General features: G+C 61.6%; 20 protein-coding genes and 1 pseudogene. 18 read left to right on the forward strand and 3 right to left on the reverse strand.

The window, feature by feature from the left end:
• The first annotated feature begins 56 nt into the window (after window positions 1-56).
• The 9 genes and pseudogenes from GHK62_RS21305 to GHK62_RS21345 all read left to right on the forward strand — a co-directional run bounded on the left by GHK62_RS21305 (window position 57) and on the right by GHK62_RS21345 (window position 8,679).
• Window positions 57-662, forward strand: a complete 606-nt coding sequence (locus GHK62_RS21305; protein WP_153441089.1) for a dimethylsulfoniopropionate lyase — start codon at window positions 57-59, stop codon at window positions 660-662.
• Window positions 663-1,017: 355 nt separating this feature from the next.
• On the forward strand, window positions 1,018-2,253 hold the full coding sequence (locus tag GHK62_RS21310) for an ABC transporter substrate-binding protein (protein ID WP_327790988.1): 1,236 nt from the start codon (window positions 1,018-1,020) through the stop codon (window positions 2,251-2,253).
• A gap of 75 nt (window positions 2,254-2,328) precedes the next feature.
• On the forward strand, window positions 2,329-3,306 hold the full coding sequence (locus tag GHK62_RS21315; protein ID WP_153441090.1) for a YVTN family beta-propeller repeat protein: 978 nt from the start codon (window positions 2,329-2,331) through the stop codon (window positions 3,304-3,306).
• Window positions 3,307-3,455: 149 nt separating this feature from the next.
• Entirely contained in the window at window positions 3,456-4,244 is a 789-nt protein-coding gene (locus GHK62_RS21320; protein WP_153441091.1) for an ABC transporter ATP-binding protein, read from the forward strand.
• A pseudogene (locus tag GHK62_RS21325) lies at window positions 4,241-5,115 on the forward strand (ABC transporter permease). The gene GHK62_RS21320 and the pseudogene GHK62_RS21325 overlap by 4 nt, the downstream one beginning before the upstream one ends.
• Window positions 5,115-5,747, forward strand: coding sequence for a hypothetical protein (locus GHK62_RS21330; RefSeq protein ID WP_153441093.1), 633 nt, complete (start codon window positions 5,115-5,117; stop codon window positions 5,745-5,747). Before GHK62_RS21325 ends, GHK62_RS21330 begins: the two are co-directional and overlap by 1 nt.
• A gap of 406 nt (window positions 5,748-6,153) precedes the next feature.
• On the forward strand, window positions 6,154-7,146 hold the full coding sequence (locus GHK62_RS21335; RefSeq protein WP_153441094.1) for an ABC transporter substrate-binding protein: 993 nt from the start codon (window positions 6,154-6,156) through the stop codon (window positions 7,144-7,146).
• On the forward strand, window positions 7,143-7,970 hold the full coding sequence (locus tag GHK62_RS21340; protein ID WP_234886983.1) for an ABC transporter permease: 828 nt from the start codon (window positions 7,143-7,145) through the stop codon (window positions 7,968-7,970). The genes GHK62_RS21335 and GHK62_RS21340 overlap by 4 nt, the downstream gene beginning before the upstream one ends.
• Entirely contained in the window at window positions 7,939-8,679 is a 741-nt protein-coding gene (locus GHK62_RS21345; RefSeq protein ID WP_153441197.1) for an ABC transporter ATP-binding protein, read from the forward strand. Before GHK62_RS21340 ends, GHK62_RS21345 begins: the two co-directional genes overlap by 32 nt.
• Window positions 8,680-8,712: 33 nt before the next feature.
• On the opposite strand, the gene GHK62_RS21350 is transcribed toward GHK62_RS21345, so the two are convergent.
• Window positions 8,713-9,057 carry a hypothetical protein gene (locus GHK62_RS21350; RefSeq protein WP_184108394.1) on the reverse strand — a complete coding sequence of 115 codons (345 nt, stop codon included), beginning with the start codon at window positions 9,055-9,057 and terminating at the stop codon, window positions 8,713-8,715.
• Between the two features lie 483 nt (window positions 9,058-9,540).
• On the opposite strand from GHK62_RS21350, the gene GHK62_RS21355 reads away from it, so the two are divergent.
• From GHK62_RS21355 to nadE, 9 genes are all read left to right on the forward strand, one after another.
• Entirely contained in the window at window positions 9,541-11,412 is a 1,872-nt protein-coding gene (locus tag GHK62_RS21355) for a methanol/ethanol family PQQ-dependent dehydrogenase (protein ID WP_153441199.1), read from the forward strand.
• Between the two features lie 156 nt (window positions 11,413-11,568).
• Window positions 11,569-12,093 (forward strand): c-type cytochrome, methanol metabolism-related, encoded by a 525-nt coding sequence (locus tag GHK62_RS21360; protein WP_153441095.1) that lies wholly within the window; start codon window positions 11,569-11,571, stop codon window positions 12,091-12,093.
• 1 nt (window position 12,094) lies between these two features.
• Complete coding sequence (locus GHK62_RS21365; RefSeq protein ID WP_153441096.1) at window positions 12,095-12,958, forward strand: substrate-binding domain-containing protein; 864 nt, start codon at window positions 12,095-12,097, stop codon at window positions 12,956-12,958.
• A gap of 99 nt (window positions 12,959-13,057) precedes the next feature.
• The gene (gene gfa, locus GHK62_RS21370; protein WP_153441097.1) at window positions 13,058-13,633 is read left to right on the forward strand and encodes an S-(hydroxymethyl)glutathione synthase; all 576 of its coding nucleotides are present in this window, start codon (window positions 13,058-13,060) and stop codon (window positions 13,631-13,633) included.
• 290 nt (window positions 13,634-13,923) lie between these two features.
• Window positions 13,924-14,475, forward strand: a complete 552-nt coding sequence (locus tag GHK62_RS21375) for a methylated-DNA--[protein]-cysteine S-methyltransferase (protein WP_153441098.1) — start codon at window positions 13,924-13,926, stop codon at window positions 14,473-14,475.
• 629 nt (window positions 14,476-15,104) lie between these two features.
• Window positions 15,105-17,042 carry an asparagine synthase (glutamine-hydrolyzing) gene (gene asnB / locus GHK62_RS21380; RefSeq protein ID WP_153441099.1) on the forward strand — a complete coding sequence of 646 codons (1,938 nt, stop codon included), beginning with the start codon at window positions 15,105-15,107 and terminating at the stop codon, window positions 17,040-17,042.
• 22 nt (window positions 17,043-17,064) lie between these two features.
• Complete coding sequence (locus GHK62_RS21385; RefSeq protein ID WP_153441100.1) at window positions 17,065-17,331, forward strand: acyl carrier protein; 267 nt, start codon at window positions 17,065-17,067, stop codon at window positions 17,329-17,331.
• Between the two features lie 28 nt (window positions 17,332-17,359).
• Window positions 17,360-18,907 carry a class I adenylate-forming enzyme family protein gene (locus tag GHK62_RS21390; protein ID WP_153441101.1) on the forward strand — a complete coding sequence of 516 codons (1,548 nt, stop codon included), beginning with the start codon at window positions 17,360-17,362 and terminating at the stop codon, window positions 18,905-18,907.
• A complete protein-coding gene (nadE, locus tag GHK62_RS21395; RefSeq protein ID WP_153441102.1) occupies window positions 18,904-19,911 on the forward strand; it encodes an NAD(+) synthase in 1,008 nt (335 codons plus the stop codon). Before GHK62_RS21390 ends, nadE begins: the two co-directional genes overlap by 4 nt.
• Before the next feature lie 63 nt (window positions 19,912-19,974).
• Here the strand turns inward: nadE and GHK62_RS21400 are convergent, their stop codons facing one another.
• Together GHK62_RS21400 and GHK62_RS21405 are read right to left on the reverse strand one after the other, a co-directional pair.
• Window positions 19,975-21,087 (reverse strand): hypothetical protein, encoded by a 1,113-nt coding sequence (locus GHK62_RS21400; protein ID WP_153441103.1) that lies wholly within the window; start codon window positions 21,085-21,087, stop codon window positions 19,975-19,977.
• Entirely contained in the window at window positions 21,084-21,821 is a 738-nt protein-coding gene (locus GHK62_RS21405) for a N5-glutamine methyltransferase family protein (RefSeq protein ID WP_380785199.1), read from the reverse strand. Before GHK62_RS21405 ends, GHK62_RS21400 begins: the two co-directional genes overlap by 4 nt.
• Window positions 21,822-21,870 lie beyond the last annotated feature (49 nt).

The raw sequence follows: 21,870 nt of genomic DNA on the forward strand, positions 1-21,870 counted from the left end.
CATCCAGGAGGATCGTCCAGCGGACGGCCCTCTCCTCGTTCGTACAGGGGAATTCAATGGCAGGTCGAAGCGAGGCTCTTCAGTCATTCGTCGATGCAGCCCTTGCGGCATTCGACCAATTCGCCCGAGCTCCGGAATCGCGCCGCTCGATCCGGCGGATTTTTGCTGCACTGGAGGTCCCGGGCCCGCAAAGGTCTGGTCCGGGGAGCCGGCTGCCGGTGTGTGCCCAACTCGACGCGGCGCTCGCCGTCGAGACCGAATACGGTTCGCTTCGCCGCTTGATCGAGCGCTTCAAGGCGATCGAACCGTTGCTCGAATGGCGCCGGCGGTCGAACAATGACGGTTCCGAAAGCGTGAATTTCTTCGAAGGCCACGCCAATGCGATGATCATCGGGCCCGGCGGCCTCGAAGATCGGCGGGACCTGTGGATCGGCGTCACCCTCATGGCGCCGAATGTCCGCTATCCGGACCATGATCATGCACCCGAAGAGGTCTATCTCGTTCTTTCGGAGGGGGAATTCCGGCAGGGACTGGGAGCCTGGTTCTCGCCGGGCGTCGGCGGTTCCTTCTACAATGAGCCCGGAATCAGACACGCCATGCGATCGGTCGACGCCCCGCTCTTTGCCTTCTGGGCGTTGCTCGTAGCGAATCTGGCCCAGTAAGCCCCGGCGGCCGAACGCCCGCAGAAATCCGGGATTGCGCGGCACGCGATCGGGCGGCGCCCGGCGAGAAAGTGGCACCCGCGATGAACACGGAATCGCTGTGACGTCCAAACCGTCATAGTGGGCGCGGAGAACCTCTTCCCAATTTCCGGTTGAAATCAGGGACATCTCGATTAAGCTATCTGCGGCACCAAGGCGTTACACAGATCCGACCACTGCATCCTTCCTTAAATCCTAGCCGACTTAAGGATAAGAACATGCAGCAATTGAAAGTGCTACAACGTCCGCGTCTGACAAGACGCGCGGCGCTATGGCGTCGGAGATGATGTGCTCTTGCGACCAAGTGGGATGTGCGGTGCCGCGTTTCCTCGTAGCGTTTATCTCTGTTCTTCTTGCGGTTCCGAGCCTCTCCGGTACCTACGCGCAGGAGTCTTCGCCCGCACCGGCCGGCAAGACGGCTCCAGCCAAACAGGTCTCGGAGATCAAGCTCGGCTACCTTCGCGCCTATGCGCCGCAACTTGCCCTTTCTGTGCTGGACGTGCCGCCGCGCAACGAAGGTGTCGCGGGGGCGGAGGTCGCGATCGGCGACAACAACACGACCGGCAGGTTCCTCGGACAGAAGTATACGCTCGATGTGTCCGAGGTGAAGCCGGATGCCGACGTCGCGCCTGCTTTCAATGACATGGTCTCGAAGGGCGTTCTCTACATTCTCGCCGATCTCTCCGCCACTCAGCTTCTGTCGATTGCCGATCTCGCCCGTGACAAGGGCATTTTGATCTTCAACGTTGGCGCCCCGGACGACCGTCTGCGCGAGGAGGACTGCCGGGCGAACGTCTTCCACACAGCGCCGACGCGCACCATGCTCGCCGATGGGCTGGCGCAATATCTGATATGGAAACAGTGGCGCCGATGGGTGTTGGTCTACGGCTCTCATGAGCCGGACAAGCTGTTCGCCGATGCGCTCCGCCGCGCCGCGACCCGCTTCGGCGGCGAGATCGTGGCGGAAAAGGAATTCACCGATACCGGCACGGCGCGGAGGACGGATACCGGCGTGGTCCAAATCCAACGGCAGATGCCGGTTTTCACTCAAGGCTTCCCCGATCACGATGTGCTGCTCGTGGCCGACGAGAGCGAGGTTTTCGGAACCTATGTGCCGTTCCGGACCTGGATTCCGCGCCCGGTAGCCGGAACCGCCGGCCTGATCCCTTCTGCCTGGCATCCGGCCAGCGAGCAATGGGGCGGCACGCAGATACAGAACCGCTTCGCCAAGGCCAACGGCAGACGGATGTTGTCCAAGGACATGGCCGCGTGGACCGCTGCGAGGATTATCGGCGATGCTGCCACGCGCACGCAAAGTGCCGACCCCGAAAAGCTTGCGGCCTTCATTCGCGCCGATGACTTTTCGATCGCCGCGTTCAAGGGGCAGCGGCTGACCTTCCGCAAATGGAACTGGCAGTTGCGCCAGCCGATCTTCCTCGGAGACGGCCGTTCCGTCGTATCGACGTCGCCGCAGGAAGGATTCCTGCATCAGGTTTCCGAGCTCGACACGCTCGGGATCGATCAGCCGGAGACCCAATGCAAGCTGAAATAGGCTACAGCGCCGCGCGTCCAATTGGACGCGCAAGGTCGATTTAAGGAATCATGCAGTACACAGGGAGAGAGCCAGATGCTGCGAAGACTGACCTTTCTGTCGGCCGGGTTTGCCTTGGCAGCAAGCGCGGCGTCGCCGGCGTCCGCCTACATGGTCTACGTCTCCAACGAGAAGGACAACACGGTGACCGTCGTCGACTCGACCACGATGGAGGTGGTCCGCACCGTCGATGTCGGCCAGCGGCCGCGTGGCATCACGATTTCGCACGACGGCAAGTTCATCTATCTCTGCGCAAGCGACGACGACACGATCGAGATCATCGACACGGCCACCTACGAGATCGTCGGGACGCTGCCCTCCGGTCCTGACCCCGAGCTCTTCGTGCTTTCTCCCGACGGCAAAACGCTCTACGTCGCCAATGAGGACGACAATCTGGTCACGGTCATCGACCTGGAGAGCAGGAGCGTGGCGATGGAGGTGCCCGTTGGCGTCGAACCCGAGGGAATGGGCATCAGCCCGGACGGGAAGTCGTTGGTCAACACCTCGGAAACGACCAACATGGCGCACTTCATCGACACCGAGACCCACGAGATCACCGACAATGTCCTCGTCGATGCCAGGCCACGCTTTGCCGAGTTCAAACCCGACAATTCGGAGGTCTGGGTCAGCGCCGAAATCGGCGGCACGGTCTCGGTCATCGACAATGCGAGCCGTGAGGTGAAGCACAAGATCACCTTCGAGATTCCCGGCTTGCGCGCGGAAGCGATCCAGCCGGTCGGCGTGCGGATCACTGCCGATGGCAAGAAAGCCTATGTGGCGCTCGGCCCCGCCAATCGCGTCGCCGTGGTCAATGCGCAGACCTATGAGGTCGAAAAATATGTGCTCGTCGGGCAGCGGGTCTGGCAGCTCGCCTTCACGCCCGACCAGAAGACGATCATCAGCACCAACGGCGTTTCGAACGACATCACCTTTATCGACGTTGCCACCGATGAAGCGGTTCAGTCGGTGACCGTCGGGGCGCTGCCCTGGGGGGTGGTCGTCAGCCCGAACTGACGCGCAAGGCAAAGGGCCCTTCAGTAAGAGAGGAAGAGACAGCAGGTGGTCCATTTCCTTTCTTGGCGAGAAAGGTTTGCAAGGAACGATCACCATCAAATAGGCTGGGATGTGGACTAACTTGGCTGGTCGCGGAAGGAACACGACACATGCAGCATGTTAAGGCCAATGATGGAGTGAGCTTGCCTGCCGCACTTGATGTGTCGGGTGTCAATCATTCCTACGGCCAGAAGCAGGTTCTGTCCGACATTTCCTTTTCCATCGCGCCGCAACGCTTCACCGTCCTGCTCGGCCTCAACGGCGCCGGCAAGACGACGTTGTTCTCCTTGATCAGCCATCTCTACGGCACGCGCCACGGCACGATCCGTATCTTCGGCCACGACGTCGGCCGGGAGCCGGGCGAGGCGCTGCGCCGCCTCGGCATCGTATTTCAGGCGCGTACGCTCGATCTCGATCTTAGCGTCTACCAGAATCTCTCCTACCACGCGTCGTTGCATGGGATCGGGCGAAGAGACGCCCTGTCGCGAATCAAGGCGCTGCTTGCTCAGATCGACATGAGCGACCGGTTATATGACAAGGCGCGCAGCCTTTCGGGCGGGCAGATGCGTCGCATCGAGATTGCACGGGCTCTCATGCATCGTCCGCCGCTTCTCTTGCTCGACGAGGCAACCGTGGGGCTGGACATCCGGTCGCGTGCGGAGATCCTCGCCACGATCCGTAAGTTGGTGCTGACCGATGGCATCAGCGTGTTATGGGCGACCCACCTCATCGATGAGGTGGAGGAAACCGACCACGTCATCATACTCGACAAGGGCCGGGTGCTCGCGGACGGCAGGGTAGATGACGTCATTGGTTCCTGTGGCGCAGGCAGCATTCGAGAGGCCTTTGCGACACTGACGGGGGTCGCCTCAGCTCCGGCCAATGGAGAGCGCCGATGACTTTGCAATCTGCCGCAGGACCCATTTCGGCAGGCCCCGCTACGGAACGTGGCTTCAGCGCCCGCCAANATATCTCGTATGCCTCAAAGGCATCCTGGTCCGGGAAGGGCTCCGCTTTCTCAATCAGCGAGAGCGCTTCATCTCGTCGCTGGTTCGTCCGCTGCTTTGGCTCTTCGTGTTTGCCGCAGGCTTCCGCCAGGTGCTCGGCGTTTCCATCATCCCGCCCTACAAGACCTACGTCCTGTACGAAGTCTATATCACGCCGGGCCTCTGCGGCATGATCCTATTGTTCAGCGGCATGCAGTCGTCGCTCTCGATGGTCTATGATCGGGAGATGGGAAACATGCGGACCCTGCTGGTCAGCCCCTTTCCGCGCTGGTTCCTGCTGGTCTCGAAGCTGCTTGCCGGCGTCACCGTATCGATCCTGCAGGTCTACGCCTTTCTCGCCATCGCTTGGTTCTGGGGAGTAAAACCGCCATGGACCGGTTACTTCATGGTCCTGCCGGCGCTCTTCCTGGCAGGGATCATGCTCTGCTCGCTCGGCATGCTTTTGTCATCGATGATCAAGCAACTGGAGAATTTCGCGGGGATCATGAACTTTGTGATCTTCCCGATGTATTTCGCCTCTCCCGCACTCTATCCCCTGTGGCGCATTCAGGAATCGAGTCCGCTTCTCTACAAGATCTGCCTTGGAAACCCGTTCACTTACGCGGTCGAGCTGATCCGCTTCGCCCTTTACGGACAGGTCGACTGGGGATCGCTCTTGCTCGTGGTTGCGTTCACCATCCTGTTTCTGGGCGGTGCGATCCTCGCCTATGACCCATCGACCGGCTTGCTCGGCCGCAAGCAGGATACCGGAGGAAACGCGTGATGCTGCGGCTGCTCCTGAGGCGCATCATCCCTGCCGCGGCAGTCGCCGCAGCCGCCGCATGGCCCGTCTTGGCCGCGCAGGGGGACGACCCGGACTGGCCGTGCATCCAGCGCAAGGTTCCGGAACTTTCGCTCGGCCAGGTATGGACCGGCGGAGACCTGCCGCGGACGGCCGCGGACTGGTCCAAGGATTCTGGGATTTCTGCCCTGGTGACCGAGCTGTCGGCGCGTCGCGTGCCGCTTGCGGAGGCGCAGCAAAAGATAAAGAGCTACGCGGAAGGCCTTCCGGTGAGCGAGAGAGAGCGGCACATGACCATGCTCATGCAGGGTCTCTTCGATCATATGAACCGGGAGCGCTCGGACGTCGTCGGCGGCATTGCACGCTACGCCCACAGGCAGAGGGACATGGCGGCACGCCTGCGTCAGGAGGCTTCTGCCGTCGATGCCCTGCGGGCCAAACCCGATGCCGACACCAACGAACTGACAGCGCGGAGCGATCGGCTCGCGTTTCAGACTCGCGTCTTTCGGGAGCGGACGGAATCGCTGAGCTTCGTCTGCGAGGTGCCGACACTGATCGAGCAGCGCTTGTACGCGCTGGCCAAGACGATTGCGGAAGCGCTGAAACACCAGTGAGACCCCCTAATCTTTCGCCGTCGCCGACGAATTGACGCTCGTTTAGCGCACGCGTATCCTCCTCGTAGGCTTTCCAACGGGCACCTCGTGAAGGCCGGTTGTCGAACCGGCATGCGTAGCATGCCAGCGAGCGTGATTGCCGTGCGCATGCGCCCAGGGAAAGGTGCTCCGTTGAATCTCGTCGCTCTCGTCCTGACCGTCTGCATGTTGGCGAACCCTACGAATTGCCGCACCGAGCACCTGTATTTCGAGGCGCGGGGATCGCTTTTCCAATGCATGATGTTGGCTCCGCCCGAGATCGCGAAGTGGTCCGAGGGCCATCCGGGGCTGAAGGTCGTGCGATGGAAATGTGCGTTCCCCGGCAGGAGCGGGGAAACGTGACATCGCGTTTTTGGGAGGTGGCATCATGAATATATCGCGGCGCGTGCTTTGCGCAGCGGCTCTGCTGACAGCAGCAAGTCCTCTGGGCTTCCATGCCTCGGCAGCCCCGTCCGCTCCGAAAATACGTGTGGGCGTCCTGAAGTTCGGCACGGTGAACTGGGAACTCGACACCATCAAGCACAACAAATTCGACACGGCCAACGGCGTCGACGTGGAGGTCGTCTATTTCGCCGGCGAGGACGCCACCAACGTCGCGATGCTCGCGGGCGATCTGGACGTCATCGTGTCCGACTGGCTGTGGGTGTCGCGCCAGCGTTCTGAGGGCGAGGACCTGACGCTCGCACCTTACTCCACGGCCGTTGGCGCCATCATGGTCAAGGAGGATGCGCCAATTCGTGCCATCCCCGACCTCGTGGGCAAGAAGATCGGCGTGACCGGCGGATCGCTCGACAAGAGCTGGCTTCTGATCCAGGGGCTGGCGCAGCGTGACCACAAGATCGATCTGACGAGGGAGGCCGAAATTGTTTTCGGCGCCCCGCCTTTGCTGTCAGAAAAGGCCGTCTCCGGCGAGCTCGATGCGGTCCTGAATTTCTGGCATTTCTGCGCGCGGCTGGAGGCGAATGGCTTCCGCCGCCTGATCGGCGCCGACGACGCGGCGAGGGCGCTCGGGGCATCGGGACCGGTCTCGGCGCTGGGATATGTATTCCACGACAAATGGGCGAACGAAAACCCGGATGTGGCGACGAGCTTCATCAAGGCAAGCGCGCAGGCCAAGAAGCTGCTGGCCGAGTCCGACGCCGAATGGCAACGCCTGGCGCCTGTCGTGCGGGCCGAGGGCAGGGAACTCGAGGTGTTGCGCGACCGCTATCGCGAAGGCATTCCACGGAGGCCGCTCGCCGAAGAGGAAAGCGACGCCGCCAAGCTTTATGAAATTCTTGCCGAGCTTGGCGGCGAGAAGCTCGTCGGCGAGGCGCGGCACATGGCTCCCGGGACGTTCTGGGCTGCATTGAAGACATGACGGCAGGGTTCGGATCGGAGAACGGCGTATCCGCAAGCCGGCGCTCACGCACGGTCACCCGTGGGATCGGCGGCGCCTTGCCTGCGGCGACGGCGCTCGCGTCGCTCCTTGGACTATGCCTGCTCTGGGGCATCGCGGCCGAGGTCTGGCCGAGCCGTGCGTTTCCGCCGCCGCTCGAGGTCTGGCGGGTCCTCCTCAAGGAGGCGGCGAGCGGCGACCTCGGCTATCACGTGGCGATGACGCTTTGGCGGGTCGCAGCCGCCTACGTTGTCGCCATGGTCGTCGGTTCGGTCATCGGTGTCCTGCTCGGCACGCACCGGCGGGCGGATTCCTTCTTCAATCCGTGGCTTGTCCTCTTTCTCAACCTGCCGGCCCTGGTCGTTATTGTCCTCGCCTACATCTGGTTCGGCCTGACGGAGGCCGCCGCGATCGGCGCCGTCGCGATCAACAAGATACCCAATGTCGTCGTCACCATGCGCGAGGGTGCGCGCGCGCTCGATCCCCGGTTTGCGGAAATGGCCGCAGTCTACCGGCTGGGGTGGCTCGACCGCATCCGCCATGTCCTGATGCCGCAGTTGCAGCCCTATTTCGCCGCCGCCTCGCGCTCCGGCATTGCGCTGATCTGGAAGATCGTGCTCGTCGTCGAGCTGCTCGGCCGGTCCAGCGGCGTCGGCTTCCAGATCTATCTCTATTTTCAGATATTCGATGTTGCCGCCATCCTTGCCTACACGCTAGCCTTCGTGGCCATCATGCTGTTGATCGAACTCCTTCTGGTGCAGCCACTTGAACGACATGCAACCCGCTGGCGTCGCCGCCCCGCTTAAGGTCGACATTACCGAGAAGACGTTCCGGTCGGCGGAGGGCGTTACGATTGTCGCGTTGCGCGGACTTTCCTTCGAGGTGAGGCAGGGCGAATTCGCCTGTCTGCTGGGGCCCTCGGGCTGTGGCAAGACCACGACACTGCGAATCCTGCTCGGTCTCGATCGGCAATTTTCCGGCAGCTATCGACTGCCCGAAGGCGGCTCCAACCGAATTGCTGCCGTCTTCCAGGAGCCGGTGCTTCTGCCCTGGCGGACGGTGGAGCAGAATGTCCGCCTTGCTCTCTCTCCGCATCTCAGGGACAAGGACCTGAACTGGCTGTTCGAAATCCTCGGTCTCTCGGCCATGCGGTCGCTCTACCCTTCGGAACTTTCGCTTGGGCTTGCGCGCCGCGCCGCCCTTGCGCGGGCCTTCGCCACGGAGCCCGCCATTCTCTTTCTGGACGAGCCTTTCACCTCGCTCGACGAACGCACCGCCGACAGATTGCGCCGCCTCCTGATGACGGTGTGGGCGGCGAGGCCCACAACCGCCCTGATGGTGACCCACAATCTGCGCGAGGCCCTCCTGCTTGCCGATCGCATCATCGTGCTCTCGCCGCGCCCGGCGCAGGTGCTGGGGATTTTCGAAGTGGGCCTCTCGCGCCATTTGCGTGACACGCCGGCGCTCGACAATCTCGTTTCGGCTTTTCACAATCGGTTTCCGGACACGGCGTGATCGCGGGCCAAAGCCGCCATCCGCTGATTGGGCTCAGAAGCAGCGGACGTCCGCTTCGGCCTGCGCGCGTCTCAGTTCGGCGATGGCGGATTTTGCCGGTGCACTTTGCCGGAACAGGGCCCCGCTTTCGCCGGTCTGAAGTCCGAGGCTCCTGAACGTCGCGGCTGCCTCATAGCGTTCATAGGGCACGATCGAGGCGATGACATCAATGGAGCAGGAACAGCTCTCGAGCGCGGCCCGTGTTTCGCCATTGGCTTTCATGCAGCCATACACATAGTCGACGATTGCAACGGTCGGGTAGCTTCCGGCTGCCGATGCCGTCGCAGCACACGAGAACGCCGCGAGGAAGGCGATCACGTCCAAGTTACCAGTGGTCACGATGAAATCTCCAGGTATTGAGGTATAGATTGGCGACAGGTTGGGCCGATCTGTAGCTGTATTATTATAGTAACTATTCTGGCGGAACAGACCTAAATTCTACAGATATTAGTAATATATGTGTTGCATAGCAGCAATTTTTTGTTGTTGTGCCGCATTCATAGCGATTGTTGCGCCGCATCCGCAGCGTCTATTTAATCTTGCCTAAGACCGTCTAATCGCCTATTCTACCTGACGTTTCCGGCTTCAAGCCTTGTCTCTTGGGAGCGTAAATGTCGCGTCGGTCAAGAGGACGGGCAATAACGGTGCCCTCTGCCCATCCAACTGAACCGTGAAACTTTGAAGTAAGCAGATATCCCACGACAAGCACGACAGAGCTTGGGCTGGCCTTGTGGTCGCCCGAGGATTGTGATGACGCGCCTCGGGTCCACACTGACACCGGGAGGAATCCGCATGCGCATACTCGGAAAACTAAGTCTGCCGATGACCGCCGTTGGAGTTCTGATGGCGGCCCTTGCCGGAAATGCGTTCGCCAATGATGAACTGATGAAACTGTCGAGCGACCCGAAGAACTGGGCGATGCCAACCGGCGACTATGCAAACACCCGCTATTCGAAACTTAACCAGATCAACAAGGACAACGTCAAAAACCTGCAAGTCAAATGGACGTTCTCCACTGGCGTGTTGCGCGGCCATGAAGGCGGCCCGCTCGTGATCGGCGATGTGATGTACGTCCATACGCCGTTCCCGAATACCGTCTATGCCCTTGATCTCAAGAACGACGGGAAGATCCTCTGGAAATACGAGCCAAAGCAGGATGCGAACGTTATTCCGATCATGTGCTGCGACACGGTCAACCGCGGTCCGGCCTATGGTGACGGCAAGATCATCCTGTACCAGGCTGACACCATGGTCACGGCGCTCGATGCCAAGACCGGCAAGGTCGCTTGGCAAGCTCAAAATGGCGAAAAAATCGACGGGAGCCTGTCCGAGTCCGGCACATCCGCTCCTATGATAGTAAAGGACAAAGTAATCGTTGGCATATCGGGTGCAGAATTTGGCGTCCGCGGCCATGTCACCGCTTACAATCTGAGTGACGGCAAGCGTGTGTGGCGAGCATATTCCACGGGTCCCGACTCCGAAACGCTGATTGATCCCGAGAAGACCACGCATCTCGGCAAGCCTGTCGGCAAGGATTCCGGGATGAACACATGGGAAGGCGAGCAGTGGAAGACCGGCGGCGGTACGACATGGGGATGGTACTCCTATGATCCAAAGCTCAACCTGATCTACTACGGGACGGGCAACCCTTCGACCTGGAACCCCAACCAGAGACCCGGCGACAACCGCTGGTCGATGACGCTCATGGCGCGTGACGTCGATACTGGTCAGGCCAAGTGGCTTTACCAGATGACGCCGCACGACGAATGGGACTTTGACGGCGTCAACGAGAACATTCTGGTCGACGGCATGGAAATCAACGGTCAGCCGCGCGACGTGGTCGTGCACTTTGACCGCAACGGCTTCGGCTACACCCTTGACCGTGCAACGGGTGAGCTTCTGGTTGCCAAGAAATACGATCCGACGGTGAACTGGGCGACCGAGGTCGTAATGGATCCCAAGAGCGAACAGTATGGGCGTCCGCAAGTCGTAAACGAGTACTCCACCGAGTATAACGGCGAGGACGTCAACACCAAGGGTGTCTGCCCGGCAGCACTGGGAACGAAAGACCAGCAACCGGCAGCCTATTCGCCAAAGACCAAACTGTTCTACGTGCCGACCAACCATGTCTGCATGGACTACGAGCCGTACAAGGTGAGCTACACGGCCGGTCAGCCCTATGTGGGCGCGACCGTGAACATGTATCCCACACCCAAGAGCCACGGCGGCATGGGTAATTTCATTGCCTGGGACGCGGCCAAGGGTGAGATCGTCTGGTCGAAGCCGGAGCAGTTCTCGGTGTGGTCAGGTGCGCTCGCAACCGAAGGCGACGTCATCTTCTATGGCACGCTCGAAGGCTACATCAAGGCCGTGGATACGGCGGGAAATGAACTCTACAAGTTCAAGACACCCTCCGGCATCATCGGCAACATCAACACCTTCGAACACGACGGCAAGCAGTACATAGCAGTCCTGTCGGGTGTTGGCGGCTGGGCCGGCATCGGACTCGCCGGCGGCCTACTGGGAGCTGAGGGTGCAGCAGCGTGGCAGCAGGCGGTTGCCGGTGAAAAAGCTCCGACCGAGGAAAGTCAGAGCATCGCCACAGCAGGGCTGGGTGCAGTCGGCGGTTATGCTGCCCTGGCGAACTACACAACGCTCGGCGGTCAGCTGACCGTCTTCGGTCTTCCGGATTGATGAGCTGTTCAAGAATGATGGGGCTGCCGGCGCAGCCCCATCAGACATCGGCCGCCCGAGGCAGCCACTGCCGGGCAGTCCGCATTTCCGTGTGTGCAAACCCCGATAAGTCCTGCTGGAGCATCGGTTCCGGTTTTTCAAAGCTTGGAGTTGCTGATGGCCTTTCGTAACGTAGTTCTGGCGCTCTGCGCCGTGTTCCCGTTCTTGATCCCCGGAAATGTTACAGCGGTAGACGACAAGCAGAAAGCCGCAGCAGTCAAAGACGAAGACGGCAAATACTTCGATGCGGAGGGAAACCCGACATTCAAGTTCCAGAGTGATGGGACGGTCGACTGGTACACCTTCAGCGGTTACCGGCGCTATCACGCGGACTGTCATGTCTGTCACGGTCCTGATGGGATGGGATCGAGTTATGCACCCGCCTTGGCCACGACCGTGAAGAACATGGATTATCCGACCTTCATCTCGATCGTTGCGGAAGGTCGCAAGAATGTCGGCGGCGGCAAGGAAAACGTTATGCCGGCGTTCGGCGACAACAAGAACGTCTACTGCTACCTCGACGACATCTACGTCTACCTGCGCGCACGCTCCGTCGGCGCCGCGCCTCGAGGTCGTCCGCCCAAGAAGGCCGACAAGCCCGAAGCGGCGAAGGCCTATGAGGCGTCCTGCATGGGGGAATGACATGGCACGCGCCGTCCACCGGACCTGCAAGACAGCCCTCCTCGCTGCCACAATGGTCGCGCTGATGCCGCTGAAAGCGCAGTCCCAGAGCGCCGGGCTCGGGGCGGCTGGCGAACTGGTCGACCCGGACAGGCTGCGGGTCTGTGCCGACCCGTCCAACATGCCCTTCTCCGACAAGAGCGGCGAGGGCTTCGAGGATAAGCTCGCCAAGATGGTCGCAACCGCGACAGGACGCAGTTCCGTCGCCTATACGTGGTTTCCCTCGGTCACCGGCTTTGTGCGCAATACACTCGGCGCCAATCGCTGCGACATCATCATGGGCTATGCTCAAGGGGACGAGCTCGTCCAGAATACCAACGCCTATTACCGCTCCTCCTACGTGCTGCTCTACAAGAAGGACGGCGACCTTGCCGGCGTCGAAACGCTGACCGATCCGAAGCTTGCAGACAAGCGAATCGGCGTGGTCCAGGGAACGCCACCCTCCGCGAACATGGCAATCGCAAAACTGATGCGCAAAGCGAAGGTGTACCCTCTCATGGTCGACACGCGGGTATCGGCATCGATGGCGGAGGTCATGATCCGCGATATGCTGGCTGGCGTGATCGACGCCGCCGTGATCTGGGGTCCGATGGCGGGCTATTACGCCCGCAAGTCCGGGGCCGATCTGGCGCTCGTGCCCCTGACAAGGGAGAAGGGGGGCCAGCGCATGACCTATCGGATCACCATGGGCGTGCGGCCTTCCGATCAGCAATGGAAACGCACGCTCAACGCCTTCATCAGGGACAACCAGGCGGAAATCAACAAGCTCCTGCTCTCCTATGGCGTTCCGCTGCTCAACGAACACGACGAGAGAATCACGCAGTGACGTTCGAATGCCTGCTGCATGATTCGTTAAATCGGGTAGGATTCGAGGGAACATGAAGCAGGCCGAAGGGCCACTTCGGCACAACAGGGAGGAGACGCAATGGATAGTTCAATTCGCATTCATCCGGCCGTGGATGGCGGCGTCAAACCCGCGAGTCCGGATTTTGCCGGAGGCACGCTTGTTTGTGCCTGCACCGACAGGCCAGTCAAGGTCAGGATCGAGGGGCAGATTGCCCACAACCACGCTTGCGGCTGCACCAAATGCTGGAAACCAAGCGGCGCCGATTTCTCCATTGTCGCGGTTGTTCCGCACGACAAGGTGACCGTGCTCGAGAACGGCGACAAGCTGCAAGTGGTCGACCCGTCCGCATTGATCCAGCGGCACGCCTGCAGGGAGTGCGGCGTTCATATGTATGGGCCGGTGGAACGGGAACATGCCTTCCAGGGGCTGGACTTCATTCACCCCGAACGCTTCCAGGAGTCGGGCTGGGCCCCCCCGGGCTTCGCAGCCTTCGTCTCCTCCATCATAGAATCGGGAGTCGACCCCAGCCGCATGGATGGCGTTCGGGCGCGCCTCAGGGAGCTGGGGCTGGAGCCCTATGATTGCCTGTCGCCAGCGCTGATGGACTATGTTGCCACCTGGGTCGCCAAGAAGTCGGGCGCCCTTCCGAGCTGACCCGCGCAGCAGCCGTGTCAGCGCGCTGGCCAGGGAGCTGGCACGGCGCTGGCACGGCGCTTGGACGCATACTTCGCGGGTAGGAAGGACCAGCAGTTGCGCGCCCGCGCGACTGCCGTGGAACTATTGTTGCTTGCCCGCGGCGTGCTTGTGGGCGCCTGTCGCACAAACGGTCACCGCACGACACAGGTCCATCAGACGAACCGCATCAGCGGGCGCGCCGAAAACGGGTTGAAGTCGGAGACCGGACGCACGATTCTTATGTCATCGGAATCGTGGAGGTCCACGTGATGCACCATTACCTCATCTTCGAAACGGTTGGCGGCTTCTGCGGCATCGCCTGGAACGACAACGGAATAACGCGCTTCCAGCTGCCGACAAAAGATGCCGCCGCGGCGGAGCGGATGCTGTTGCGCCGCCTCCCCAATGCCGAACCCGGCACGCCTACGCCCGACGTGCTTGAAGCAGTTGCGGCCGCGAAGCGCTACTTCGAGGGCCAGGAAACCGACTTCTCCGACATCAGGCTCGATCTCGCCGGGCAGGAAGCGTTTTTCAGGCAAGTTTATGCTGCAGCCCGGCGTGTCCGCTGGGGACAGACGACCACCTACGGCGCGTTGGCGAAGGAGCTCGGCGCCGGGCCGGAAGCGGCGCGCGACGTCGGCCAAGCCATGGCCAAGAATCCGGTTCCACTGATTATTCCCTGCCACCGCGTCTTGGCGGCCGGCGGCAAGATCGGCGGTTTCTCGGCGCCGGGCGGTGCCACGGCAAAGACCCGCATGCTGGAGCTGGAGGGCGTCCATGTCGACCCGCCGCAGCCGGCGCAACAAACCTTCGGCTTCTAGCGCGGGATGAGGAAAAATGTGTACGGTTTTCCGCCCGCATCCCGCGCTAACTTATTAGAATCGATCACATTTATGATTTTAGGTCGATCGGACCTAAAATCGGGATCTGATGTATGTCGCCCAAAAGTGTGCAGCGGTTTTGGGACAACGACATGTATAAAAGCCATGGCCTACTGCACCGCATCCACTTTCGTCATTCCGCTTGAAGGCCAGGCATCCCGGCTTGCCCCGTCCAGCCGTCTACGCGGCCAAGTGAACGCCGTAGCTTGGATATCAGGCGGACCGAGCGATTTGCCGCATTAACCACAAATCCATGTAATCCGGGCGTTGACCTCCGTGAGCCTGTTAAAGTTTCATTAACGAAACTATAAGTTCAAAAACGAATAGGGACGAGAAGATTTGGAACTAAAAAATCTAGGTCTCTTGGAGATTGCATACTATTCGACATCGAGGAATTGTATAAAATTTTAACGAGGGGAGCGTCTGCGCCACCATTGTATTCTCTCAGACTATTTATGTCTGTCTCGATTGATTTACCATTTCAATGAAAACGCTCGACAGTTAACTCTTGCTGTCGATATCCCGTCTATATTTTTCCGCGTTGTCTGCGGACGTCAGAGTATCTCGTCATGTGTGGTTTTGGTGGCTATTTCGGCTCTGTTCCGGATGGAAGGGCTCTTCTTGAGAAGATGACGGTTGCGATTGCCCATCGCGGACCGGACGAACACGGTGCTTTCACCGCGCCGCAGGCTGGTCTTGGCCATGTCAGGCTGTCGATCGTCGGCTTGGGCGATGGCCAGCAGCCGATGTCCGATGCCACGGGCGAACTGACGATCGCCTTCAACGGCGAGATCTTCAACTATGTCGAACTGCGCGACGAGCTTCGCACCAGAGGCCGCCGCTTCCGCACGTCCAGCGACACGGAAGTCATCCTCCATCTCTACGATGAAATGGGCGAGGATTGCGTGTCCCGGCTCAACGGCGACTTCGCCTTTGCGCTGTGGGACAACCGTCGTCGGCGGATGCTGTTGGCGCGCGACCGCATGGGCGTCAGGCCGCTGTTTTATGCGATGCGGGCGGGAACGCTCTATTTCGCCTCCGAGGTGAAGGCGCTCCTCCAAGTCCCAGGTATTCCCGCGGAGATCGACCCGATCGCGCTCGATCAGATTTTTACGCTCTGGGCGCCGATTGCGCCGCGCACGCCGTTCAAGGATATCTTTGAACTCGAACCGGCGAGCCTGATGGTTGCCGACGACCGCGGCGCAGCTACACGGACCTATTGGAACCTGGCATTTCCGGAGAGGGATGCGCGGTCGCGGGATATCGACGAAGGTGAGGCTGCCGAGGAACTGCGCGCGCTTCTGACCGATGCGACGCGCATCCGCATGCGGGCCGACGTCCCGGTCGGCGCCTACCTGTCGGGTGGCCTCGATTCGTCCATCGTGTCGGCGCTCGCTGTCGGCATGGCGCCGCAGGGCCTTCGAACCTTTTCCGTGACCTTCGACAGCGCCGAACATGACGAGAGCGCCTTCCAGCACGAGATGGCTGCGGCACTCGGCACCGATCACAGGGCCGTTGCCTGCCATGCCGGCGACATTGCGAAGGTTTTTCCCGACGTCATCCGTTTTGCGGAGAGGCCGGTGCTTCGAACGGCGCCGGCCCCCCTGTACCAACTCTCCGGTCTTGTGCGCGATTCCGGCCTGAAGGTGGTGCTCACGGGGGAGGGGGCCGACGAAGTCTTCGCGGGCTACGACATCTTCAAGGAAGCGCGCGTGCGCCGCTTCTGCGGTCGGCAGCCCGGCTCCCAGATAAGACCGCACCTGTTCCGCAAGCTCTACCCCTACCTCCCAGGCCTCAAGCAGCAGTCGTCCGAATATCTGGCGGCATTTTTCGGTGCCGGGAACGATCCGCTTGACGACCCGCTCTTTTCGCATCGCCCGCGGCTCAAGGGGACGGCGGCGACGAAAATGTTCTTCTCGGGCGATTTGCGCGCGAAGCTCGCGGGTTACGATGCGGCCGATGAACTCATTGGCCGCTTGCCCGAAGCCTTCGGTCGCTGGCATCCGCTGCATCAGGCGCAATATCTTGAAAGCCGTTTCCTTCTGCCGGGCTACATCCTTTCGAGCCAGGGCGACCGCATGGCGATGGCCCATGGAGTCGAGGGTCGGTTCCCCTTCCTCGATCACCGTCTTGTCGAATTCGCGGCGGAACTGCCGCCGGAAATGAAGCTTAAGGGTCTGGTGGAGAAGCACATCCTGCGTGAGGCGACGAAGGATCTGTTGCCGCCTTCGATCGGCAAGCGGACCAAGCAGCCCTATCGCGCACCGGACAGCCATTCCTTCAGCGGCCGGGGCGAACTCGACTATGTGCGCACCGCCATGGGCGAAGAGGCGATCGCCGCCGGTGGCCTCTTCAACCCAAGCGCGGTGACGAAACTTTACGAGAAGTGCCGGGCACGCCCGGCTTCCGGCTTCCGCGACAACGCGGCGTTCGTCGGCATCCTGTCGACGCAACTGTGGCTGCAAACATTCACCGGCACGAGCATCCGCGCGGCGGAAGCTGCCTAAAACAAGACAGGAAGGATGAGACATGACAGAAACGATCAAGGACAGCGTCAAGGCGTTCATCATCGAGAATTTTCTCTTCGGTGACACATCCTACGAACTCGCCGACACGGCATCGCTGATCGAGAACGACATCATAGACTCGACCGGCGTGCTGGAGCTCGTCGCTTTCATCGAAGACCGCTTCGGCATCGCCATGACCGACGCCGATATCGTCCCGGCAAACCTCGACTCGCTCGCACGCATTTCCGCATTCATCGCGGCGAAGTCCGCAGTGCCGGTCTCGGCATAGACAGCGACGGATTGGGGGCGCCACGCGCATGCGGTTCGAGCAATTTTTGATCAGGAACGCCGGAGCAAACGGCGGCAAGGCGGCGCTCGTCACCGAGCGCAAACGGCTCAGCTATGAGGAGCTCGATGATCTCTCGACCCGCCTCGCCGCCGCCCTCGCTGCAAACGGCGTGAAGCGGAACGACCGGGTTCTGGTCTTCATGGACAATTGCTGGGAGGCGGCGGTTTCGATCTTCGCGATCCTCAAGGCCGGCGCGACCTTCAGCCCGATCAACGCGTCGACCAAGTCCGACAAGCTCGCCTATATCATCGGCGATTGCGACGCGGCGGCGATCCTCACCCAGGCCAAGTTGATGCCGATCGTCGCGGAGGCGCGCGACCTTCTGCCCGGCGCGCCGCCTTTCGTTGCTTCAACCGCGGTGCCGGGAGGCCGGACGCCGGAAGGAGCCGCTTCGTTCGAGGATTGTCTGGCGGCAGACCCTTCGCCCGTTCCCCACGGCGGCATCGATGTCGATCTCGCCATGCTGATCTACACCTCCGGGTCGACCGGCCGGCCGAAGGGGGTGATGATGACGCATCGAAATATCGATGCGGCTTCGGAATCGATCACCACCTATCTGCGCAACACGCCCGATGACGTCATCCTCAACGTCCTGCCGCTCGCGTTCGACTACGGCCTCTACCAGCTCTTGATGACGGTCCGGCTCGGGGCGACGCTCGTGCTCGAAAGATCCTTCGCCTTCCCGCAGGCGATCTTCGAGCGGATTCGCGCCGAAGGCGTGACGGGCTTTCCCCTGGTGCCAACGATGGCGGCGATGATCCTGCAGATGCGCGATCTCGAGCCCGGCTTCCTGCCGAGCCTTCGCTATATCTCGAACACCGCCGCGGCGCTGCCGCCGGCCCATATCGCGCGTTTGCGAGAACTCTTCCCCTCTGCTCGGCTCTATTCCATGTACGGCCTGACGGAATGCAAACGCTGCACCTACCTGCCGCCTGAGGAACTGGATCGTCGGCCGGGATCGGTCGGCATCGCCATTCCCAACACGGAAGCCTTTGTCGTCGACGATGAGGGAAACCGGGTGCCGCCGGGCGTTCCTGGCGAACTGGTGATCCGCGGCCCGCATGTGATGCAGGGATACTGGCGCAACGACGCGGCGACCGAGCGCATGCTGCGGCCCGGCCCGAACCCGTGGGAAAAGGTGCTTTACACCGGAGATCTCTTCCGCACCGACGAGGAGGGCTTCCTCTATTTCGTCGGCCGCAAGGACGACATCATCAAGACGCGCGGCGAAAAGGTGGCGCCGAAGGAAGTCGAGACCGTGCTGCACGCCCATCCGGGAATTGCGGAAGCGGTCGTGATCGGTGTTCCTGATCCGGTGCTTGGGTCTGCGATCGGCGCGCTTGTCGTCCTTTCGGATCCGGCACTGAGCGAGAAGGACATCATTCGTCACTGCGCCCGCCATCTCGAGGATTTCATGGTGCCGAAGATCGTCGAATTCCGCACCGAACTCCCGAAGACCGATACCGGCAAGGTCAGCCGCAGGCTGGCGGCGGAAACATTGGAGCTTGCAGAATGAACATCCGTCCGGACCAGGATAAATTTGTCTTCTCGGCCGAGGCCCTGAAGTTAGACGCGGCCGTGGAGACGGATCGCATCGTCGAAGGGCTGCGCGCGCAACTGCGCGGCATGCGCAAACGCGGTCTCGTGCTCGGCCTTTCCGGCGGCATCGATTCCAGTGTCTCGGTGGCGCTCGCCGTGCGCGCCGTCGGCGCGAAGAACGTCTTCTGTCTGTTCATGCCCGAAAACGACTCCGATCCGGAGAGCCTCCGCCTCGGCCGACTGGTGGCGGAAACCTTCGGCGTCGAGGCGGTCGTCGAGGACATCGGCCCAACGCTCGCAGCGATGGGTTGCTACGAACGCCGCGATGCCTTCATCCGGGAGCTTGTTCCTGATTATGGGCCGGACTGGGCATCGAAGATCGTCATCGCCAATGCGCTTGAAGGCGATGGCTACAACATCTCCTCGCTGGTCGTCCAGGATCCGGAGGGAAAACAGACGAAGTTACGCATGCCGCCCTCGGTCTATCTCGGCATTGTTGCCGCGACCAACATGAAGCAGCGCACGCGCAAGCAGATCGAATATTATCACGCCGACCGGTTGAACTTCGCCGTTCTCGGAACCCCGAACAGGCTCGAATACGACCAGGGCTTTTTCGTCAAGAACGGTGACGGCGCGGCCGATGTCAAGCCGATCGCGCATCTTTACAAATCGCAGGTCTATGCGCTCGCCGCGCATCTCGACGTCCCTGAGGAGATCCGGCGCAGGCCGCCGACGACGGACACCTATTCGCTCGCGCAGACGCAGGAGGAGTTCTACTTTTCACTGCCCTACGACCGCATGGACCTTTGCCTCTATGGTCTGAACAATGGCATCAGCGCCGAGGAGGTTGCCCGCGTGGCGCAACTGACGGCGATCCAGGTGGAGCGCGTCTGGGCGGATATCGCCGCCAAGCGCAAGGCGACGCGCTACCTGCACCTCGGGCCGCAGCTCGTTCAGCCAGTCGAGGAAATCGGCCACTGACCGGAATAGGGGCAGAGTTCTTTGATTCCACGCATCGTGCTTTCCGAAAATCGGGCCGATGCGCTAGTCAAAGCGACCACCGAACACACGGTTCCATTGTTCGCCTGCGAGCCCGTTCATGAAGCCTTGCGCGTTGCGGAAGGCTTCGACGAGTTCCTGGTCGCGGGAGTGGACGACGGTCGAGGCTGCATGGACGAAAGCAATGCGGCGGCCAAGCATTGCTTCCAAGAGGGCAGGCTGCGTTCGCCCGCGCAGGCCCGCGACACCGCGCGCGGCCGCATGGTCGATGAGGCAGTCGACGACCGGACCGGCCTGCCCCGGCGCGGCAAGGACCTGGAGCACCCGGGCGATGCCGCCGGCACGCACGTGGTAGAAAAACGCGCCCACCGGGGTGCCGCCGCGCGCGGTGACGGCGGCGAAGACCGGCTCGCCAAATTCCGGCTTCTCGACGGCATCCGCCAGCACGTGATCGAGTTGCCCCGGCGCCCAGTCGGGGCGCAATGCAAACTGCGCCGTCAACCGTTCGAAGAGAGCGCCGAAGGCGTGCCGGTCGATATCGGCAACGTGCAAAGCCCCGCGGGCGGACGGGTCTTCCGCCAGCCCCGACCAGCGCAATCTGCCGCGGTCCATCCTGCTGCGATAAAGGTGATCGACCGAGCGCGCCAGTGGGCTTAGCAGGCGGGCCGGGCGGACACGGCTTGCAACGAGATCGAGCGCAAAGGCCGAAGGTCGGACGACCCGTATCCATTCGAGGCTGTATTGCGGAAGCGCGATGCCGCGCAGCTTCGTCCACATTTGCGTGGAAACTTCGCTTGCAGTCTCGCTGAAGGAAAGATCCTGCGGGCCGGCGAGAAAAGCCTTGAGGAGCCGCGCGCCGGCAAGCGGGTCACTCTCGTGCCCTTCGACCATCAGCGATCCGCAGATCGCGGCGCGCAACCGTCTGCCATTGAAGGTCATCGGCAAGGCATTCACGCCAACGAACCCGGAAACGCGCCCCCCGCCGTTGACATGGACGAGCGGCGAGATTTCCGGGTCGCATCCGGGCGATTCCAGGTAGAGCTGGCGGAGATAATCGATGAAGCCTGGCGGCGTGGTTTTCCCGTTGCGGAATACCTTCTGGAACAGCCCGGCAACCGCCGGAATGTCCGCCGCCTCCAAAGGACGGATATCGCTCATTCGCCGCGTCCTTCGAATGCGTTGACCGCGCTCTCGCCAGCGCGTCTCTGCACCAGTGCGACGCGTGGTTTGCCTGCTGCGTCGGTGGCAAATGTCACGGCACCATAGGCCTTGGTCCGGGCGAGAAGTGCTGCCGCCTGCCGTTCCTGTCCTTCTCCGAACTCGAACAGCAACCAGCCGCCCGGCTTCAGAAAGGCAATGGCGTCGCGCACCAGGCGTTGATGGATGGATATGCCATAGGGACCGCCGTCGAAGGCTTCGCGCGGCTCGGTTGCCAGAAGATGGGCGCTGTCGCCTTCGAGATGCGATGTCGAGATGTAGGGCGGATTGCAGACGATCAAGTCGACCGCGCCTTCCAGCTCCTCGCCCTCGAGCGCCGCGAAAAGGTCGCCCTGCCGGATGGTCACGCGCTCCTGAAGGGCAAGACGCTCGACGTTGCGGCGAGCAAGCGCCACCGTGCTGTCGGTCAGATCCGCGCCCCAGACGCGTGCGGAAGGAATGTCGGCCGCGATGCCGAGCGCAAGGTTACCCGAGCCGCAGCACATGTCGATGACTGTCGCCTGCCCGGCATGATCGCGAAGGATGGCGGCGGCACGGCGCCCGAGGAGTTCTGTTTCCTCCCTTGGCACCAGGACGTCCGGCGCCAGCTCGAGTTCGACGTCCATAAACCGGACGAGGCGAACCGAGGGGGCGCCTGCCTGATTACCGTGCAAATGATCGTGGCCCTGCTGCACGAACGCTCCTTCGGTTTTGGGGATGGAAAATCAGATCGTCGCGGACCCT

It is taken from the genome of Sinorhizobium terangae (genome assembly GCF_009601505.1).
Lineage (GTDB): Bacteria > Pseudomonadota > Alphaproteobacteria > Rhizobiales > Rhizobiaceae > Sinorhizobium > Sinorhizobium terangae.

Bases quoted from the DNA above. Each gene is read 5' to 3' on its own strand.
- GHK62_RS21385 (WP_153441100.1), top strand. From the start codon at position 17,065: ATGACAGAAACGATCAAGGACAGCGTCAAGGCGTTCATCATCGAGAAT.
- gfa (WP_153441097.1), top strand. From the start codon at position 13,058: ATGGATAGTTCAATTCGCATTCATCCGGCCGTGGATGGCGGCGTCAAA.
- GHK62_RS21305 (WP_153441089.1), top strand. From the start codon at position 57: ATGGCAGGTCGAAGCGAGGCTCTTCAGTCATTCGTCGATGCAGCCCTT.
- GHK62_RS21320 (WP_153441091.1), top strand. From the start codon at position 3,456: ATGCAGCATGTTAAGGCCAATGATGGAGTGAGCTTGCCTGCCGCACTT.
- asnB (WP_153441099.1), top strand. From the start codon at position 15,105: ATGTGTGGTTTTGGTGGCTATTTCGGCTCTGTTCCGGATGGAAGGGCT.
- GHK62_RS21340 (WP_234886983.1), top strand. From the start codon at position 7,143: ATGACGGCAGGGTTCGGATCGGAGAACGGCGTATCCGCAAGCCGGCGC.
- GHK62_RS21360 (WP_153441095.1), top strand. From the start codon at position 11,569: ATGGCCTTTCGTAACGTAGTTCTGGCGCTCTGCGCCGTGTTCCCGTTC.
- GHK62_RS21365 (WP_153441096.1), top strand. From the start codon at position 12,095: ATGGCACGCGCCGTCCACCGGACCTGCAAGACAGCCCTCCTCGCTGCC.
- GHK62_RS21335 (WP_153441094.1), top strand. From the start codon at position 6,154: ATGAATATATCGCGGCGCGTGCTTTGCGCAGCGGCTCTGCTGACAGCA.
- nadE (WP_153441102.1), top strand. From the start codon at position 18,904: ATGAACATCCGTCCGGACCAGGATAAATTTGTCTTCTCGGCCGAGGCC.
- GHK62_RS21315 (WP_153441090.1), top strand. From the start codon at position 2,329: ATGCTGCGAAGACTGACCTTTCTGTCGGCCGGGTTTGCCTTGGCAGCA.
- GHK62_RS21390 (WP_153441101.1), top strand. From the start codon at position 17,360: ATGCGGTTCGAGCAATTTTTGATCAGGAACGCCGGAGCAAACGGCGGC.
- GHK62_RS21375 (WP_153441098.1), top strand. From the start codon at position 13,924: ATGCACCATTACCTCATCTTCGAAACGGTTGGCGGCTTCTGCGGCATC.
- GHK62_RS21355 (WP_153441199.1), top strand. From the start codon at position 9,541: ATGACCGCCGTTGGAGTTCTGATGGCGGCCCTTGCCGGAAATGCGTTC.
- GHK62_RS21330 (WP_153441093.1), top strand. From the start codon at position 5,115: ATGCTGCGGCTGCTCCTGAGGCGCATCATCCCTGCCGCGGCAGTCGCC.
- GHK62_RS21345 (WP_153441197.1), top strand. From the start codon at position 7,939: ATGCAACCCGCTGGCGTCGCCGCCCCGCTTAAGGTCGACATTACCGAG.
- GHK62_RS21400 (WP_153441103.1), bottom strand. From the start codon at position 21,087: ATGAGCGATATCCGTCCTTTGGAGGCGGCGGACATTCCGGCGGTTGCC.